This is a genomic window from Alkalibacterium sp. AK22 (assembly GCF_000585255.1).
Taxonomy (GTDB): Bacteria; Bacillota; Bacilli; order Lactobacillales; family Carnobacteriaceae_A; genus Alkalibacterium.
In genome coordinates, this window is record NZ_JANL01000019.1 from 19909 (window position 1) to 39108 (window position 19200).

The window sequence follows — 19200 nt, forward strand, 5'->3', positions numbered from 1 at the left end:
GACGAGCGCTTAAAGAAGTGGTGACGAATGAATAAAAAAGAACTGCACGATACCTTTACTGATTTAGAATCTCAAGCAGAAGCCACCTTGCAGATCATTAAAGACATGAAGACCGAACTGTCTCATCTGACAGAAGACAATCATGTATTGCGGATGGAAAATCAGCACCTGAGAGATCGGCTGGCAGAGATCATCAAGGAGCAGTCTGTTGAAAAACAGGCAGTCGATACGGGCATGACAAAGTCCCGACTCAATCTGGAAAAAATATATGAAGATGGCTTTCATGTCTGCAATCTGTTTTACGGATCGAGAAGAGACGGCGATGAACCTTGCGCATTCTGCCTGGAAGTCATTTATGGCGAACGGAAATAGCAAACACAAGATATAGTATATTGAAAAAAACATTAAAGTATTTAACAACTAAACACTCCCGCCAAACGTGCGTTCTGACGTTTCTGCCGGGAGTGTGTTTTTGTCTGCACCACTATATATAGTGTTTGTGAGGTAGTTAATTAATATATGTAGTGTTTGATGCTTGCTTTTTTATTTTTCTGCTGTAAAATAAAATTATCGAAAAAATATCAGTTTATACTGCCTATTCCATTGGACCACAATATATTGTGGTCCGTAAAACCCTATATACACCCCAACGGAGGAGATCATTATGAAAAATTCACCAGTTATTGTCTATTCTAAACCGAACTGCATGCAGTGCAATTTTACAAAAAAATTCTTGGAAGACAAAGGTATTCCTTATAAAGTGAAAGACATCGAAGAAAATGAACAGGCGGTAGATGAAGTGAAAAGCCTGGGCTTCAGTTCTTTGCCCGTCGTGATTGCCGAAGGTCTGGAGGCTTTCCATGGTTTCCGTCCGGATCTTTTGAATAGACTGGCTTGAGCATGAAAGTCGTTTTTTTCTCACTGACAGGTCAGACAAGAAAGTTTGTAGATAAGTTGAATATGGATAGGCTGGAGCTGAATCCGGCAGATCCTTTTATCGAAATAGATGAACCGTTTATTATTGTCACACCGACGTATGACGGTGAAGTAAAAGAGCTGCTGAACGATTTTCTTGAGACCGGCAACAATGCGACGCATTTTAAAGGCATTGCCGGGGGAGGAAATCTCAACTTCGGGCAGCTTTTCATTTTTACAGCCAAAGAACTGGCAGAAACATATGATGTTCCGCTGCTCCACCAATTTGAGTTTCAGGGAACAGACGACGACGTATCAAAATTGAAGAAAGCGGTGAAAGATCTTGGCTTCGACAACCACAGCTAAAGACACAACAAAAGAGACCACATATTTTCAACTAAACAATCAAATCAACCGACCGGTCAACAATCAGATTCCTTTGCACAAGGACCAGGAGGCTGTCAGGGCTTTTTTCAAAGAGCACGTCGAGCCCAAAACGGTCCCTTTTGCCTCAGTCGCTGAAAAAATAGACTATCTAATTGCCAATGACTTTATTGAAGAAGGCTTTATCAGTAAATATTCGCAGGCCTTCATTACAGAACTATTTCAGGCACTTTATGAAAAGCAGTTCCGTTTTCGTTCATTTATGGGAGCCTATAAATTCTATACTCAGTATGCTCTGAAGACAGATGACGGTGACCGTTACCTTGAACGTTTTGAAGACCGGATTGCTTTCAATGCCCTGTTTCTGGCTGATGGGGATGAAAATCTGGCCCGCCACATTGCGGAAGAGATTATTAACCAGCGCTATCAGCCAGCTACACCAACCTTCTTGAATGCCGGAAGAAAGCGTCGTGGCGAGCTTGTATCCTGTTTCCTTATCCAGGCAACTGATGACATGAATAGTATTGGGCGTGTCATCAATTCGGCCTTACAGCTGTCTCGTATTGGAGGCGGCGTGGGCGTCAACCTGACCAACTTGAGAGCAGCAGGAGATCCAATCAAGAAAATAGAGAATGCCTCAAGTGGTGTACTGCCGGTCATGAAGCTTCTGGAAGACAGCTTCAGCTACTCCAACCAGTTGGGTCAGCGAAATGGTGCAGGGGCAGTCTATCTGAACGTATTCCATCCGGATATCCTGCGTTTTCTCTCCACTAAAAAAGAAAATGCAGATGAAAAAGTGCGGGTCAAGACCTTGTCGCTTGGCGTTGTAATCCCGGATAAATTTTACGAGCTGGCAGCTTCCGGTGAAGAGATGTATCTGTTCAGTCCGTACGATGTCGAGCGCATTTACGGTGAACCTTACGCTTATGTGGACATTACAGAGGAATACGACAAATTGGTTGCCCATCCGGATATCAAGAAAACAAAAATCAATGCTCGTGAGCTGGAAAACGAAATTTCCAAGCTGCAGCAGGAATCAGGCTATCCTTATGTCATCAATATTGATACCGCCAACCGTGAAAATCCGGTATATGGGACCATCACGATGAGCAATTTGTGTAGCGAGATTCTGCAGATTCAGGAGCCGTCTCTCATCAAAGACAATCAGGAATATGAAGTGATGGGGACTGACATCAGCTGCAATCTCGGATCGACCAATGTGGTCAACCTGATGAAAACACCGGATTTTGGACACTCTGTTGAAACCATGGTCCGGGCCCTGACTTATGTCACGGATAAATCAAGTATTGAAGCCGTGCCGACAGTAAAAAACGGGAACGACAAGTACCATACAATCGGTCTGGGGGCTATGGGGCTGCACACCTTCTTTGCCCTGAAGCAGATGCACTACGGTTCTCCAGAATCCATTGAATTCACCGATGCGTATTTTATGCTGCTGAACTACCATACGCTTAAAGCCAGTAATAAAATGGCCGCTGAGCGGGGCACAGTCTTCCACAATTTTGAGAAGTCAGCCTATGCCGACGGGAGCTACTTTGACCGTTATACTGAAGCATCGTTTGAATTTGCTCACGAAAAAGTAGCAAAAATATTTGAAGAGCAAGGAATTGCCGTGCCGACACAGGCGGACTGGCAAGAACTGAAACAGGATGTTCAAAAGAATGGACTTTACCACCAGAACCGTCTGGCCGTAGCACCGACCGGTTCAATCAGCTATGTAAATGAAACATCGGCCAGCATCCACCCAATTACCCGTCTGGTTGAAGAGCGTCAAGAAAAACTGACTGGCAAGACGTACTACCCGGCTCCTTATCTTTCAAATGTAACGATGCCTTATTATGTCAGTGCTTATGACATGGATATGCGGAAAGTCATTGATGTCTATGCTGCAGCGCAAAAGCATGTAGATCAGGGCATGAGTCTGACCCTGTTCATGCGTTCCGTTATTCCAGAAGGCCTGTACGAATGGAAAGAAGGCCGGACGGACAAGCAGACAACACGGGATCTGACACTGTTGAGACACTATGCGCATAAGAAAGGCATCAAATCTATCTATTACATCCGTACTTTTACGGACGATCAGGAAGAGATCGGTGCCAATGCCTGTGAGAGTTGTACAATCTAATCAGTCGGCTGAATCAACGTAAGCTGCTGGCCGAATTACCGCGAACTGAATGAAGGAGCGTTTAAAGTGATAGAAGCATATAAAGCGATCAACTGGAATCGTATAGAAGATATGATTGACAAGCTGACTTGGGAAAAGCTTGTAGAACAATTCTGGACGGACACGCGTATTCCGCTGTCCAATGACCTGAACGACTGGAACAAGCTGTCATTGGAAGAAAAAGACATGATTGCTAAAGTGTTCGGCGGACTGACGCTGCTGGACACGCTCCAGTCTCAGGACGGAGTGGAAGTATTGAAAAAATCCAGCCGGACCCAGCATGAAGAAGCTGTATACAACAACATCGAGTTCATGGAATCGATGCATGCCAAGAGCTACAGTGCCATCTTCAGTACGCTTAATACTAAGTCTGAAATCGACGATATATTTGACTGGACACACAGTAATCCGATGCTGCAGAGAAAAGTTCAAATCGTCAATGATATTTACCAAAATGGAACAGAACTGCAGCTAAAAGTAGCCAGTGTATTTCTGGAATCTTTCCTGTTTTATTCGGGATTTTATGCCCCACTGCGGTATCTGGGTAACAGCAAGCTGACAAATGTCGCTGAGATCATTAAGCTGATCATTCGTGACGAATCCGTTCACGGGACCTATGTGGGCTACAAGTTCCAGATCGGCTTCAACCAGCTGTCGGAAGCAGAGCAAGAAGAGCTTAAAAACTGGACGTATGAACTGCTGTTTAAGCTTTATGAAAATGAAATGGCCTATACCAGCGATCTTTATGACAAGCTGGGCTGGACCGAAAGCGTGGGGGTCTTTCTTCGCTACAATGCCAATAAGGCCTTGCAGAATCTGGGCTTCGATCCCCTGTTCCCGGATACAGCCGAAGATGTCGATCCCATCATCATGAACGGCATTTCGACCGGTACCAGCAACCATGATTTCTTCTCTCAAGTAGGAAACGGCTATTTGGTCGGCATGGTCGAGTCGATGTCCGACAGTGACTACGACCAGTGGTTCAACTGAAGAGACGAATCATGAAGGGATTGGGCAAGTATCAGTCACTGCCCGCCGAATAGAATAGGACAGACTATACTTTATATTGAAAGATTCCAAAGTGCGAACAGGCCGGACTCAGGAGCCCGGCCGTGCACTCCTGGGATACATAGATTCACAAGTATATTTTTTTAAAGCTCCTTGTGAAGTTTTTAACTTGAAATGAAGGACAAAATAAACAAAGGATGGTGCTTTTTCATGCAAAAGGTAAGAGGGAATGACAAAATGGCAGCCGATCATAACGAAAAGATGATCAATAAGTCATTAATGGAAGTCCAGAAGCGCGATGGGCGGATGCAGAAGTACAGTCGAAAAAAAATCACAGAGGCACTCTTTCAGGCAGTGGAACAGCTGGACCTTGACTATGCGATTGAGGACCTCAAGCTGATTGCTTATGAGGTCGAGACTCAGATCATGAATAAAAAGTGGAAGATTCTGGATACCAAGGCAATCGACCTGTTGGTCCTCGAAATCCTGGCGTCCTCTCATTATCGTGATCTGGCAGAGGGTTATATCCAGAGACGGGAAGAAAAGGAAAAAGAGCGGGAAACAAGACGTGACGTGAATGCCATGATTAAAAGTCTGCTGGATAAAGAGAAATCAATCGTCAATGAAAATGCCAATAAGGACAGTAAAGTGTTCAATACCCAAAGAGATTTAACAGCGGGTATCGTCGGTAAGGCCCTGGGACTCAAAATGCTGCCGGCTCATGTCGCCAATGCCCATGAAAAAGGAGAGATTCATTACCATGACCTGGATTATACACCTTATGCCCCGATGAGTAACTGCTGTCTGATTGATTTTAAGCATATGTTTGAAGAGGGGTTCCAGATCGGTAATGCGGAAGTCGATTCGCCCAAGTCGATCCAGACAGCGGCTGCTCAGACAGCTCAGATCATCGCCAATGTGGCTTCCAGCCAGTATGGCGGCTGCAGCTTCGACCGGATCGACGAAGTTCTGGCCCCTTATGCCAGTCTGAATTATCAGAAGCATCTGAATACAGCAGAAACCTGGATAGAAAGAGAAGACCGGAAGCAATCCTTTGCAGAGGAAAAAACAAAGAAAGATATTTATGACGCCATGCAGAGTCTGGAGTATGAGATCAATACCCTTTACACTTCTCAGGGGCAGACGCCTTTCACCAGTCTGGGTTTCGGCCTGGGATCAGACTGGATCGAACGGGAAATTCAGAAAGCGATCCTAGAAGTCCGGATTAACGGGCTCGGGAAGGAACGGCGTACGGCGATTTTTCCAAAGCTGATCTTTACGCTGAAACGCGGGCTAAATCTACAGCCTGAGGATCCGAACTATGACCTCAAACAACTGGCTCTAAAGTGCTCCACTAAGCGCATGTATCCGGATGTTTTGAGCTATGACAAGCTGGTCGACATCACCGGCAGCTTCAAAACACCGATGGGCTGCCGTTCCTTTCTACAGGGATGGACCGATGACAAGGGCGAGGATGTGGCAGCTGGACGAATGAATTTGGGGGTAGTGACTTTAAATATCCCGCGGATCGCCATCGAGTCCAGGGGCAGTCAGGAACGCTTTGAAGCGCTGTTGGAGGAACGCCTGGCAGTGGTTAAGGATGCTCTACTCTTCAAAGCCCGACGCGTCATGGAGGCAGAGCCGGCCAATGCACCGATCTTGTACATGCATGGAGCTTTCGGCAAGCGGCTGTCAAAAACAGACAAAGTGTCCGATTTGTTTTTGAACAAGCGGGCGACGGTATCATTGGGGTATATCGGCCTGTATGAAGCTGCGGCACAGTTTTTCGGCTCCGACTGGGAAAAGGATACCATAGCTAAAAGCTTTACGTTGTCAGTGATGAAGAAACTGAAGAAACATGCAGATATCTGGGGAGACGAGAGCGGGATCCATGTGAGTGTCTATTCTACACCAAGTGAAAGCCTGACTGACCGCTTCTGCAAGCTGGATACAGAAAAATTTGGACAGATCAAGGACATTACGGACAAAGGCTACTATACGAACAGCTTCCATTATGATGTGCGGAAAAATCCTACCCCTTTTGAGAAAATCGACTTCGAAAAAGAATATGCCAAGTATACCGGAGGTGGCTTCATCCATTACTGTGAGTATCCTAAGCTGCAGACCAACCCTAAAGCACTGGAAGCGGTCTGGGACTATGCCTATGAGCGGGTAGGTTATCTGGGGACCAATACTCCGATTGATCACTGCTATGCTTGTAGTTATGACGGAGATTTCAAGCCCACAGAGAGCGGCTTTAAATGCCCGAATTGTGGCAATACTGATCCGGAAACCTGTGACGTGGTGAAACGGACATGCGGCTACCTTGGAAACCCACAGAAGCGTCCGATGGTGCAGGGGCGACATAGGGAAATTGCTTCTCGTGTCAAACATCTAAAGGGGACTGATTGATATGCCGGCAGATCCAGTTAACTGGACATCCAAGCGGTTTAGTAAAAACTTTGTGGCCGACTATAAACCGTATAACTTCGTGGACGGGGAAGGTGTCCGCTGCAGCATTTACGTCAGTGGCTGTCCCTTTGCTTGCAAAGGCTGCTACAATAAAGCGGCGCAGGACTTTAGTTACGGCGCTCCGTACACGGAAGAACTGGAAACCCAGATTATACGTGATCTGAAAGCTGAATACTGCCAGGGCCTGACTCTGTTGGGCGGGGAACCTTTTTTGAATACAGGGGTAACGGTGCCTCTCTGTGAAAAGGTCAGAGCAATATTTGGACAAAAAAAGGATATCTGGTCCTGGACGGGCTACACCTGGGAGGAGCTGTTGGCCGGAACGGCCGACAAGCGCCGCCTCCTTGAGTTGATCGACGTGTTAGTAGACGGGCGCTTCGAGCAGGACAAGATGGACCTCAACCTAGCTTTCAGAGGCAGCTCCAACCAGCGCATCATCGATGTCCGGCAGTCACTGAAAAAAGGTGCCGTAGTATTGTGGAGTAACGGTGACTACTGCTGAGCAGCTAAGGCGTCTAATAATGACGCGCGCCGACGAAGAGACAGTCAGGAAAAAAATACAAGCCTTAACATTCATATAAGCATCTGATTTGGCTTTGTGCTGATTAAGTGGTATACTGTTAAAACGTCAAGAATGAATACCAAGTATTTTATATAAACTGTTTTATCGAAGTTTATCCGCACTGGCGCAGCTAGAGAGCTGTAAGGACGCGATAGAGGTAGGGATCGGGTCGTTTAAATGAGAAACTTAGTAGTATAGATATGAATAGAAATAACCAGCGTTTACTTTAGAAGTATTTGTTCTGGACCAGAAAGCCACTCATCTGATGAGTGGCTTTTGTCAATTTTATGGATAAAAGCCTGAAACAGTTGCTTGATATTTGGTATACTGAATGCATTCAATCAATGTAAGGAAGAAAAGTGTGAGTATAGAATTAAGAAACGATGAACGCATCGATCAGCTGATGCAGTATAACCTGGAAATCATTCAAAGTCCTTCTGTTTTTTCTTTTTCTCTGGATGCGGTCCTGCTGGGAAATTTTGCCAGAGTCCCGCATCATAACCGGGCTCACGTGGTTGATTTGTGTTCAGGTAATGGAGTGGTCGCCCTGATGCTGAGTCAGCAGACACAAAGCCAAGTGCAAGCAGTGGAGCTGCAGGACCGGCTGGCGGATATGGCTGAGCGGAGCATTCAGTTGAACGGTCTGACCGACCAGATTCAGATGATTCACGCAGACGTCAAGCAGGCGACTGAGTACATTAGAAAAGACTCCGTCGATGTCATTACCTGTAACCCGCCTTACTTTACAGTTACCGAGAGCAGCCGGAAAAATCCAAACAGCCATCTGGCGATTGCCAGGCATGAGCTTCATCTGACGCTTGAGCAGCTGATGCAGACGTCAGCTGGTTTATTAAAGACCCGGGGCAAAGCTTTTTTTGTTCACCGGCCCGAGCGCTTTTTGGAAATCATGGAAACGATGAAGGCTGTCGATCTGGCGCCTAAACGCATCCGTTTCGTGCATCCAAAAGCGGGAAGGGAAGCCAATATGCTGCTGATTGAAGGCATCAAGCAAGGGAAGCCGGATGGCCTGAAGATCCTGCCCCCGCTGGTGGTCTTTGATGACGATGGCCACTATCTGCCGGAAGTGAAGAGGATGATTTATGGGGATAAATGAAAAGAAGGCCGGAGGGGAAAACAAGCCCAGTAAACCCAGCTATTTTTACGTGCTGCACTGCAAGGATGGGAGCTTATATGGCGGCTATACGACGAATTTAAACCGCAGACTGGCTGAACACAACAGTGGGGCCGGAGCGAAATACACACGCCCCAAGTGTAGGCGACCACTGCGCATGATTTATGCGGAGGCTCATCCAACTAGAAGCGCGGCAACCAAGGCGGAAGCGGCGTTTAAAAAGTTGGTCCGCAGACAGAAAGACAGCTATCTGATCCGAGAAGGCGTGCAAAAGCCTTTTTCTAAACAGACAGTATGCATAGTGAAAGAGGTGACCGAGTAGTGACGATCCGTACACAGAAAAGTTTTGAACAGCAAGAAACCGGAAGCTTGTATCTTGTTCCGACGCCAATCGGCAATCTGGATGATATGACCTTTCGTGCCGTTAAAATACTGGAGCAAGTAGACTGTATTGCGTCGGAAGATACACGTAATACGCAGAAACTGCTCAATCATTTTGACATCAAAACCCCACAGATCAGCTACCATGAACACAATACCCATGAGCGGACCCCCCAGCTGATTGGTCGGATGCTAAAAGGAGAATCGATTGCTCAGGTAAGCGATGCTGGTATGCCCTCAATCAGCGATCCGGGTGTTGACCTGGTTAAAGCAGCAGTCGAAGCTGGCCTGCCGGTTGTTCCGCTGCCAGGGCCTAATGCCGCTTTGACTGCTCTGATTGCTTCCGGCCTGGCGCCACAGCCTTTTTACTTCTACGGTTTTTTGCCAAGGAAGAAGAAGGAGCTGGTTGAGAGTCTAGAGGAGTTGAACCGCCGGGAAGAAACGCTGATTTTTTATGAATCACCGCACCGGATCAAGCAAGTCGTGGAGCAAATGCTGACTGTTTTTGGAACAGACCGGCAGCTTGTGCTGGCCCGGGAAGTGACCAAGCGGTTTGAAGAATTTATCCGGGGAACAACTGAAGAAGTACTCGACTGGCTGGAGGAGACCCAGGTCAGAGGAGAGTTTGTGCTGATAGCAGAAGGCAACAGTAAGGTTCAGGAAGACGAACCAGCTTTATGGGAAGCAATTAGCCCGAAAGCACATGTCGAAGCTTTGATGGAACAGCAAGGCATGGCAAGTAAAAAGGCTATCAAGGAAGTAGCTAAGCTCAGAAATCTCCCCAAACGGGACGTCTATGCAGCTTATCATGATATCGACCAGCAGGAGGAGGATAAAAGATGAAAAAAGAACACTGGATTATACCGCTGACCGCCCTGACATTGGGACTGTCAGCCTGTGGATCAGACGAAGCGGGATTGGATGGAGTAGGAGAAGACACAGCGATTGAAGAAATGCCTGAGACTTCTGAAGAAGATGCGGGTTTGACAGAAAACGAGCAGTCTGAAGCAGATACTGAGGAAGATGGAGCAGATAGGGATACAGAAGAAACGGCTGAACGTGAAGACTACTACCAAGAAAGGCTGGATAAGGCCCGGCAGGAATATGCTGCTGGCGAACTTGATGCGGCATCCGGAACGCTGAGCCGTTTGCTGAAAGCTGATTTAACCAGTCATCCTACTGTTCAAAGTGAAGGAGAAGAATTGAAGCAGGAAATTCATGACCAGCAGTCCCAGCAGGCTCAGGAAACAGCTCAAGTCCTGGGAGAACAGTCTACATATCAGGAAGAAAGGCAGTCTGCTCTGCTGGCAGAAGAATACATGAGAGCTACCGGTGAGTCTATCGACCAGGCATCAGATGAGGAGCTAGAGGGCTGGTTTGAAGATAGAGAAGGCCAGGCAGAAGCTGGCGAGGCGGATGACGAAAGAGAATGGACCAAAGAAGAAGCAGAAAGCTACGCCTTTGATCAGTTGCTTATCCGAGAAGATCTGGATTATGACCAGTACTTCTTTTTTGTAAATCTTACAGAAGAGGATTGGGTACAAATCGAGGCGCGGGAAGCGGTCGAACAGGATGGCGTGACCTGGTCCAATCTGATTGGCCTTTACCGCTACAATGTGTCCACAGACGAACTGGAAAAACTGGACAGTGTAACGGGAGACTTCTATTCTCTTGATTGATTCACTGGTGTTCAAGCGAGCAAGTACAAGAGACCAGTATAGATAAGGAGCGAGATGATATGAAAAAAGCGATACTCAACTTGAGACCACTGGAAGAAAAGCACCTGAAAAAAATTCAGGAACTGGCACCTGACTATACGGTCGTTTCTTCTCTGAAGGAAGCAGAAGACCGATCAGCAATCAAAGCTGTGTACGGCTGGAACACGGAAGACGGACAGGCATTGATAGATGACTCTGCAAGCGATGTTCAATGGATTCAACTGGCCTCGGCAGGAGCTGACTATATGGATTTCGACAAGCTGAAAAATCAGAAGATTACCCTGACCAATGCCAGCGGGATTCATAAATTCGGCATTGCGGAATCCGTGTTTGGTATGCTTTTGAGCTATACCCGAGGAATCGGCTATTCCATCAAGATGCAGGCACAATCCAAATGGGAACCAATCTCAAGCGGTCAGGAAATGAATGGGAAAACGATGCTGATTGTGGGAGCAGGCGAAATTGGTCAGCAGACGGCCAAGCTTGCTCAAGTATTTGGAATGAAGACCATTGGGGTCAACCGCAGTGGTAGATCTGTTGACTACATGGATGAACAGGTCACACAGAGAAACTTGAAAGAGGCACTTTTCAAGGCAGATGTGGTGGTTAATATTCTCCCTTTGACCGATGAGACGAGAAATCTGTTCAACTTAAGTCTGTTTCGGGAAATGAAAGAATCAGCGGTGTTTATTAATGTCGGCCGGGGGCAGACGGTCGTGACGGATGACTTGATGACAGCACTGGATGAGAAATACCTGGCCTTTGCAGCTCTGGATGTGGTCCACCAGGAGCCGCTGCCGTCAGATCATCCGCTTTACAAGCGGGAAGACGTGCTACTGACTCCTCACATTTCCGGAAATCTGGATGCCTATGACGAGAGTCTGTTTGCCATTTTTGAGGAAAATCTGAAGGCCTTTGCTGCAGGCGAAGATCTTCCTAAAAATGTAGTGGATTATTTAGCTGGCTACTGAACACATGAGACAGCTCAAAGTGAACCAGCCAATCCTGACAGAGTAACAGATCGAGAAATGACCTGAAAATAAAGCTGATAAAAAGCCGTGCGGAGCCTAGTGCTTCGGGCGGCTTTTTGTTGTTTAAGACGTTTGAAAGTGTGAGAGAAATAGATTATGAAAGCAAGTCTGTTTGTAAGCGAACGGTCCTCAGTTTGAAACATCGGGCGTGGGTTGCTGGCTAGAGATTATTTTGCACTCTTTGGCCTGTAGACTTAATAAAGGGGATAAAATCGGGTTCAAGTCAAGAAGCTGAGAGCCAGCCAATCGGATAGAAGAAAGCGAACGAGTCTGAGAGAGGGGACTGCCTTTATTTGTAAATGTGTCTGAAATGTGTCTTTAATGAAAGCGTTAGCAATATAGAAAAATAAAGTGTTTCCCTGTATTAATATTAGTTTAGTGTGAATATATCATGAGTAATTTCTAATGTTTTTCTTTGCTTTTTTTAAAGGCCAAGCTATAATTAGCTCAGTTATCTGCAAGGAGGATGTTTCAAGGCAAGCTTATGCAATGCCACAGACAGGGAAGAGCAGTTGCTCGTTCTTATCTAATTAGAAGATCATTTTAGATCATAGGAGGAAAACCGAATGAGTAAATATGTAAAGTATGCATTGAGCGCAGCCGCTCTGCTAACACTCACAGCCTGTGCAGGCGGAACAGAAGAAGCAGAGGGAGTGGAGGGGGACAGCAGCACAGCCAGTTCTGGACAGACCCTATCAGCTGTAACGGATAGAGGCGAACTGAATGCCGGGGTCAACGACCAGCTTCCTGGTTTTGGCTATGTAGACAGTGACGGAAACTATACTGGTTTTGACATCGATATTGCCCGGGCTGTAGCCGCTGCAGTTCTGGGAGATGCGGATGCCGTCAACTTTAGGCCGCTTTCCGCCCAGGAACGCTTTACAGCTGTGCAGACCGGTGAAGTGGATGTATTGGTCCGCAATACAACCTGGACAGCGAGCCGTGACACAGAGGTCGGCTTGAACTTTGCACCGGTCACTTTCTATGATGGTCAGGGAATGATGGTCAATGCCGATGCGGGGGTCTCATCACTTGAAGATCTGGAAGGCATGATCATTGGTGTGGAGACAGGAACGACAACAGAACTGAACCTGGCTGATCAGATGGATGCAATCGGTGTCTCTTATGAAACGCAGACCTTTGATGACCGGGATGCCCTGATTGCAGCCTATCAGGCCGGTTCCGTTGATGCCTGGACCACCGACCGTTCCGGCCTAGTCTCATCCTTTGCTGTACTGGATGATCCGGATGGCCATGTTATCCTGGAAGAAACCCTGTCCAAGGAACCCCTGGCTCCGGCAGTGCTGCATGGAGACGACCAGTGGATGGATGTCGTGAGCTGGACTGTTTTTGCCCTGATTCAGGCTGAGGAATTCGGCATCACTCAGGACAATATCGATGACTTCATGGACAGCGATGATCCGGATGTTAGACGTTTGTTGGGAATAGAAGAAGATCTGGGAGGCTACTTGGGACTGGATAGTGATTTTGCCTATCAGGCCATCTCACAAGTCGGGAACTACGGAGAAATATACGACCGTCACCTGGGGCCGGATACACAGTTCGATCTGCCAAGAGGAATGAACGCCCTGTATGAAGACGGCGGCCTGCATTACTCTATGCCGTTCAGATAAGTCAGCAGTAGGGGGAGAGCGAATGAATGACGCCCCCCCTTATAATAATCAGCTTGACCGGTTTAGACTGTACCGTGACGTGCACTAAAAAGAGGCCTGCTGCCCTGTTAAATGGCAGGTCTCTTTTCGGGTCTGTCAGCCGGTTTTGTTTAGAGGCTAAACTAAAAGAGGTGAAGAGACACATGCAAACACAAAATAAAAAAGTGAGCACACCGATCTGGCGAAACAAAAAAGTCGTCCCTGTGATCCTGCAGGCTGTGTTCGTTCTGCTGGTGGGGATAGTATTCTGGATATTGATCCAGAATACACTGACCGGTCTCGAGCGGATTGGGATCCGCTTTGGTTTCGACTTTTTAAATGCCCGTTCCGGCTTTAATATTAATGAAGCCATGATTGCCTACAGTACAAGTGATCCCTATTACCGGGCCTTGCTTGTCGGGATTGTCAGTACACTGAGAGTGTCCTTTTTCGGCATCATCCTGGCGACAGTTATTGGCGTCGGTGTCGGGGTGGCTAAAATGTCCGACAACTGGCTCTTAAGCAAAGTCGCCTCGATCTATATCGATGTGTTCAGAAATACGCCACTGCTGCTGCAGATATTCATACTGAACTTTGCTGTTTTCCTTCCCCTGCCTAGAATACAGGAAGCGGTCAGCTTCGGTCCCTTTTATCTCTCTAACCGTGGAGCCGTGATTCCCTGGGCACGCGTGCACGATGCGACCGCTCTTTGGCTTCTTTTGCTGCTGGTCTTTATGGCAGCGGCCCTGTTTCTTTTCAAATATTTAATGCGTCTGGAAATGGAGGGTGGCCAGCACCGCTATCCTTTTCTGTCCGCTTTGGGACTTCTGGTTCTGCTTTCGGGTCTGACCTACCTTTTGGTTGGACGGGGACCGCTGGAACCGACGATTCCGTCACATACAGGTGCAGCGGTCGCCGGGGGGCTGTCTTTGACGACACCCTTTTTATCCGTCCTTTTAGCACTGACGATTTTTACGTCCACCTACATCGCTGAAATCGTCCGTGGAGGCGTACAGGCCGTGCCGAAAGGTCAGGTTGAAGCGACCAAGGCGCTCGGCTTTAAATCCCGTACGGCCATGAGACTGGTTATTTTTCCGCAGGCCATTCGGATCATTATTCCGCAGATGACCAGCCAATATCTGAACCTGATCAAAAACTCGTCTCTGGCTATGGCAGTAGGCTATCAGGAAATAGTCGGTGTCGGCAATACAGTCATCAACCAGTCAGGCCGGACGCTTGAGGTGATTGCCATTATGATTGCAGTCTATCTCTTCTTCAGTCTGACGACGTCGCTGTTTATGAACTACTTCAATAAAAAATTCCAGCTGGTTGAAAGGTAGGTGGATAAAATGATTGATGAAAGACTACACATCAAAGGAGAGATGGATAGCCGTCTGGAAGTGACGGATGCGCCCAGACTGAAACAGGATGGCCAGACGCCTTTTTTCAAGGCTTTAAAAAAGAACCTGTTTGACGGTCCTAAAAATACGCTACTCACTTTGCTGACGGCCCTCTTTTCCGGCCTGGTGCTGTACCAGGTGGTCCAGTTTGCGGTCACCAACAGCTGGGATGTTGTCTATATCCATTTGCGCCTGCTAATGATCGGACAGTATCCGCTGGAAGAATTATGGCGTCTCTGGTTTGCTCTATACTATGCCTCTCTGATGATTGGGGGGACATGGGGGCTATTTAAAGGAGCAGGCAAGGCCGTTGCGCTGACTTTCGGCTCCGTTTTTCTGGCCTTTGCCATTATTCCGTGGACGACCCTGAATACTACGTTGAATCTGGTAGCCTGCCTACTGCTGATGGCAGGAGGCTACCTGCTAGGCAGCCGCTTTTCTGTACTGAAGATTCCGGCCCTTGTGCTCTGGGCTCTTTATTTCCCGCTTACCCTGGGCCTGATTATGGGGTTTGGAGGACTCTTGGATCCGGTTTTGAGCCGGTACTGGGGAGGCTGGCTGCTAACGGTGATTTTGGCTTCGGTAGCTATCATCGGCTGCTTTCCGCTGGGGATTCTTCTGGCGCTGGGACGCCGCAGCGAGCTGCCGGTTGTCCGTTATTTCTGTATTGCTTATATTGAACTGGTAAGGGGAACACCTCTGATCATGGTTCTGTTTATTGGCCAGTTGCTGATTCCCTTGTTTTTAGGGGGACAGACGGGTATGGACAATGTAACGCGGGCCATGATTGCCTATGTTTTCTTTGCCGCTGCTTACCTGGCTGAAGATGTCCGGGGTGGGCTGCAATCCATACCAGGTGGCCAGTATGAAGCCGCTCAGGCATTGGGTTTGAATAAAATCAAGACGACTTTTTTTATTATCCTGCCCCAGGCGCTTAAAGCTGTTATTCCGGCCATGGTCGGGCTGTTCATTACTATTTTGAAAGATACGTCTCTGGTGGCCATTATTGGACTGTCTGACTTCCTGGGTACTGCCCGACGGATTTCAAACAATCCGGAATACCTTGGGCGTTATCTGGAACTGTATGTCTTTGTTGCCGTATTTTATTTCATTTTCTGCTACCTAATGGCGTATGTCAGCCGTTATCTGGAACGCAGCCTGTCTAAAGGCAGCCGCTAATGATTAAAGGCAGCAGTTATACTGGTAGAAATGCCGTGATCCATAAGGAAAGAGAGGAAAAGATTATGAAGGAAGTTGTTGCAGCCAAGTCAGCTGTTGAAGCAGCTGCAGACAAGAACCCAATCATCAAAGTCAGCAAACTGAACAAGTGGTATGGAGATCTCCATGTCATCAAGGATGTGGACCTTACCGTGACTCAGGGAGAAGTGATCGTCGTGCTGGGACCCTCGGGTTCAGGTAAGTCCACATTTATCCGGACACTGAATGCACTGGAAGAATTCCAGAGTGGATCCATTGTGATCGACGGAATCGAACTGACGGATGATCTGAAAAATGTAGAAGAAATACGCAAGGAGACCGGGATGGTTTTCCAGCAGTTTAATCTCTTCCCGCACATGACGATTTTAAAGAATGTTTCACTGGCACCGATCTGGGTCAGAAAATGGAAGAAAGGCAAAGCAGATGAAATTGCCCGCGATTTGCTTGAACGCGTTGGAATTCCTGAACAGGCAGACAAGTATCCTGGCCAGCTTTCCGGCGGTCAGCAGCAGCGGGTAGCCATTGCCCGTGCATTGGCGATGCAGCCAAAAATTATGCTGTTCGATGAGCCGACTTCCGCGCTGGATCCGGAAATGGTCAATGAGGTCCTGGACGTCATGCGCAGCCTGGCTGAGTCCGGGATGACAATGATCGTGGTGACGCATGAAATGGGCTTTGCCCGGCAGGTGGCTGATCGTCTAGTCTTGTTCGATAAAGGGGAGATTATTGAAATGGCTGAGCCGAAGGCCTTCTTTGATCACCCTAAACACGAGCGGACCAAGCTGTTTTTGAGCCAAATCCTCTGAGCTTATCTAAAGCCAGGGCAGCTTTGTACTCTAGCAAGAATGTTGCATGAAAGCGAAACAGTCAGCTTCAACACAGAAGTTATTCTTCAGGTCTGCTGAGATCCAGTCAGCAGGCCTTTTTTTATACTGAAAAAAAGAGACAGGAAGCTGGTTTGCCTTGCAGGGTTACGCTGCTGAAATACAGGCAGAGGTTAACTTGCTCTTTAAAAATAAAAGAAAGGTGCTATAATAAAATAAGAAAGTGAATAGAGAAAAGGGGAATGCTTTAATCAAGTATTCATTTTTTTAAACAGAATGTGACACTTTGTCATATTTAATCGTTCACTTGTTCATATAAAAAGGAGAGAGTACTACATGTCAGAACAATTACTCAAACGATCAGACGTAGCTGATGAACTGAAATGGGACCTGTCTGCTATTTTTAAAACAAAAGAGGAGTTTGAAGAGGCGGCAAAGCAGCTACCTGAAGATGTCGCAGCTTTTGCTGGCAAGTATGACGGACAGCTGACAGAGGCAGAAACGGTTGTAGAAGCGATTGCTGCTTACGAAGAACTATCAGCAGCTGCGTCACATTTGGGACAGTACGGCCATCTGCCGGTTTCAGTGGATATTACCGACAGCGAAGCCCAGCAGGTCACCCGTCATGTTTCCAATGTCCTGGCCGGTGTTAGTGCCAGACTCAGCTTTTTCCAGTCACAGATGGAAGAGCTGGATGAGGCTACTCTGGATGCAGTCAAGGAACAGGAGCCAGCCTATGCAGCTTATATCCGAAAAATAAAGAAAACTAAGCGGGCCAAGCTGGATCCGAAAGTGGAGGAAGCCCTGGCTCAGCTGTCGCCGGTCTTCAGTTCACCGGCCGAAATCTTTGAACAGGCCCGGTCTAATGATGCGGATTATGGCACCTTTGAAGTGGACGGTAAGGAGTATCCACTGAGTTTCGTCTTGTATGAAGAGGTATACATGTACCATGAAGATCCAAAAGTCCGCCGGGCTGCCTATGATCAGTTCAACAGTGTGCTTGGCCAGTATAAGAATGTGGTGGCTACGGCCTACTACACCCATCTGCAGCGCGAAAAAACGATTGCCGATATGCGCGGCTATGACTCGATTTTTGACTACCTTCTGGAAAGTCAGGAAGTGGATCAGGACCTCTACCACCGTCAGATCGATACGATCATGACCGACTTTGCACCGGTCATGCGTAAATTCATTACGCATCTAAAAGAGGTTCATGGACTGGAGAAGATGACTTATGCCGATCTAAAGGTGGATCTGGATCCGGATTATACCCTTCCGGTTTCAATCGAGGAATCCAAGACCCTGGTCAAGGAAGCCCTGGAGCCACTCGGACAGGACTATGTTGATATGATTCTGCGATCTTATCCCGAGCGCTGGGTGGACTTTGCACAGAATCTGGGCAAGCGGTCAGGGGCTTTCTGCTCGACGACCTACGGCAAACATCCTAATGTCATGGTGACCTGGACCGGACAGCTGACCGATGCCTATACGCTTTTTCATGAGCTGGGCCATGCCGGCCAGGGGGTCTTTTCTAATGAAAACAACCCGCTGACCAGTGCCCGACCGTCGCTTTATCTGATTGAAGGACCCTCGACATTTAATGAGCTGCTTTTAACGGACTATCTGAAAAACAAGACGGATGATCCGCGGATGGAGCGTTCCGTGCTGTCTAAGATGATCTCCCGAACCTATTTCCATAATTTCGTGACGCACCTGCTTGAAGCAGCCTATCAGCGAGAAGTTTATCGCCTGATTGATGCCGGCAAGAGTTTTGATGCCAACAAGCTCAGCGAACTAAAGCGCGAGGTGCTGGAGCAGTTCTGGGGCGAGGCCGTCGAGCTTGAACCGGGTGCGGAACTGACCTGGATGCGTCAGATCCACTACTATATGGGGCTGTATCCCTATACCTATTCAGCGGGACTGACAATCGCCACGCAAGCCTTCCTGAAAATCAGCAGTGGAGAAGAAAAAGTTGACGGCTGGCTAGACTTCCTAGCTCTGGGTGGTCAGAAAGAGCCGGCAGAAGCGACACAAGTGTGCGGGGTTGATATTACTACCGACAAGCCTTTGAAGGATACGATCAACTATCTAGACGAATCGGTCGACCGCATCATCGAACTCACAAAAGAACTGGATCAGAACTGAGCGGACCGCTGACGGTCAAGCAAGCTCACGGATCCGTGAAACAGACTGGATCAGGGGAATAGCCTGGTCTGGTCTTTTTTATGCTTAAAAAGTATGTTAATTGTATAAAAACGGGCTTTTTATCAAAAAAAGACAAAAATATACATTAAATTAAATATTTTGTGTTGACACGG

General features: G+C 47.5%; 17 protein-coding genes. All 17 read left to right on the forward strand.

Translation table 11 applies throughout. The features are described from left to right. Positions 1-27 precede the first annotated feature (27 nt). The 17 genes from ADIAL_RS03960 (at position 28) to pepF (ending at position 19027) form a co-directional block, all read left to right on the forward strand. Positions 28-372: a DNA replication initiation control protein YabA gene (locus ADIAL_RS03960; RefSeq protein ID WP_034300334.1), complete on the forward strand. Its 345-nt coding sequence runs from the start codon at positions 28-30 to the stop codon at positions 370-372. A gap of 292 nt (positions 373-664) precedes the next feature. After that, on the forward strand, positions 665-898 hold the full coding sequence (gene nrdH, locus ADIAL_RS03965) for a glutaredoxin-like protein NrdH (RefSeq protein WP_034300337.1): 234 nt from the start codon (positions 665-667) through the stop codon (positions 896-898). Between the two features lie 2 nt (positions 899-900). Next, positions 901-1281, forward strand: a complete 381-nt coding sequence (gene nrdI / locus ADIAL_RS03970) for a class Ib ribonucleoside-diphosphate reductase assembly flavoprotein NrdI (RefSeq protein WP_034300340.1) — start codon at positions 901-903, stop codon at positions 1279-1281. Beyond that, on the forward strand, positions 1259-3445 hold the full coding sequence (nrdE, locus tag ADIAL_RS03975; protein ID WP_034300344.1) for a class 1b ribonucleoside-diphosphate reductase subunit alpha: 2187 nt from the start codon (positions 1259-1261) through the stop codon (positions 3443-3445). Before nrdI ends, nrdE begins: the two co-directional genes overlap by 23 nt. A 66-nt stretch (positions 3446-3511) precedes the next feature. Further along, positions 3512-4474, forward strand: a complete 963-nt coding sequence (gene nrdF / locus ADIAL_RS03980; protein WP_034300347.1) for a class 1b ribonucleoside-diphosphate reductase subunit beta — start codon at positions 3512-3514, stop codon at positions 4472-4474. 228 nt (positions 4475-4702) lie between these two features. Further along, complete coding sequence (nrdD, locus tag ADIAL_RS03985; protein ID WP_051503699.1) at positions 4703-6904, forward strand: anaerobic ribonucleoside-triphosphate reductase; 2202 nt, start codon at positions 4703-4705, stop codon at positions 6902-6904. Between the two features lies 1 nt (position 6905). After that, positions 6906-7466 (forward strand): anaerobic ribonucleoside-triphosphate reductase activating protein, encoded by a 561-nt coding sequence (nrdG, locus tag ADIAL_RS03990; RefSeq protein WP_034300356.1) that lies wholly within the window; start codon positions 6906-6908, stop codon positions 7464-7466. A gap of 391 nt (positions 7467-7857) precedes the next feature. Next, positions 7858-8640, forward strand: coding sequence for a tRNA1(Val) (adenine(37)-N6)-methyltransferase (locus ADIAL_RS03995; protein ID WP_051503700.1), 783 nt, complete (start codon positions 7858-7860; stop codon positions 8638-8640). Then, on the forward strand, positions 8627-8980 hold the full coding sequence (locus ADIAL_RS04000; protein ID WP_051503701.1) for a GIY-YIG nuclease family protein: 354 nt from the start codon (positions 8627-8629) through the stop codon (positions 8978-8980). Before ADIAL_RS03995 ends, ADIAL_RS04000 begins: the two co-directional genes overlap by 14 nt. A gap of 5 nt (positions 8981-8985) precedes the next feature. Further along, a complete protein-coding gene (gene rsmI / locus ADIAL_RS04005; RefSeq protein WP_034300415.1) occupies positions 8986-9882 on the forward strand; it encodes a 16S rRNA (cytidine(1402)-2'-O)-methyltransferase in 897 nt (298 codons plus the stop codon). Then, positions 9879-10718, forward strand: a complete 840-nt coding sequence (locus ADIAL_RS04010; protein WP_034300362.1) for a hypothetical protein — start codon at positions 9879-9881, stop codon at positions 10716-10718. Before rsmI ends, ADIAL_RS04010 begins: the two co-directional genes overlap by 4 nt. Before the next feature lie 59 nt (positions 10719-10777). After that, positions 10778-11728 (forward strand): phosphoglycerate dehydrogenase, encoded by a 951-nt coding sequence (locus ADIAL_RS04015; protein ID WP_034300365.1) that lies wholly within the window; start codon positions 10778-10780, stop codon positions 11726-11728. Positions 11729-12354: 626 nt separating this feature from the next. Next, positions 12355-13422: an amino acid ABC transporter substrate-binding protein gene (locus tag ADIAL_RS04020; RefSeq protein WP_081757644.1), complete on the forward strand. Its 1068-nt coding sequence runs from the start codon at positions 12355-12357 to the stop codon at positions 13420-13422. A gap of 182 nt (positions 13423-13604) precedes the next feature. After that, entirely contained in the window at positions 13605-14780 is a 1176-nt protein-coding gene (locus ADIAL_RS04025; RefSeq protein ID WP_034300368.1) for an amino acid ABC transporter permease, read from the forward strand. Between the two features lie 9 nt (positions 14781-14789). Then, positions 14790-16019 carry an amino acid ABC transporter permease gene (locus ADIAL_RS04030; RefSeq protein WP_155849173.1) on the forward strand — a complete coding sequence of 410 codons (1230 nt, stop codon included), beginning with the start codon at positions 14790-14792 and terminating at the stop codon, positions 16017-16019. A gap of 65 nt (positions 16020-16084) precedes the next feature. Beyond that, entirely contained in the window at positions 16085-16864 is a 780-nt protein-coding gene (locus ADIAL_RS04035; RefSeq protein ID WP_034300424.1) for an amino acid ABC transporter ATP-binding protein, read from the forward strand. A 354-nt stretch (positions 16865-17218) separates the two neighbouring features. Then, the gene (gene pepF, locus ADIAL_RS04040; protein WP_034300371.1) at positions 17219-19027 is read left to right on the forward strand and encodes an oligoendopeptidase F; all 1809 of its coding nucleotides are present in this window, start codon (positions 17219-17221) and stop codon (positions 19025-19027) included. Positions 19028-19200: the final 173 nt, after the last annotated feature.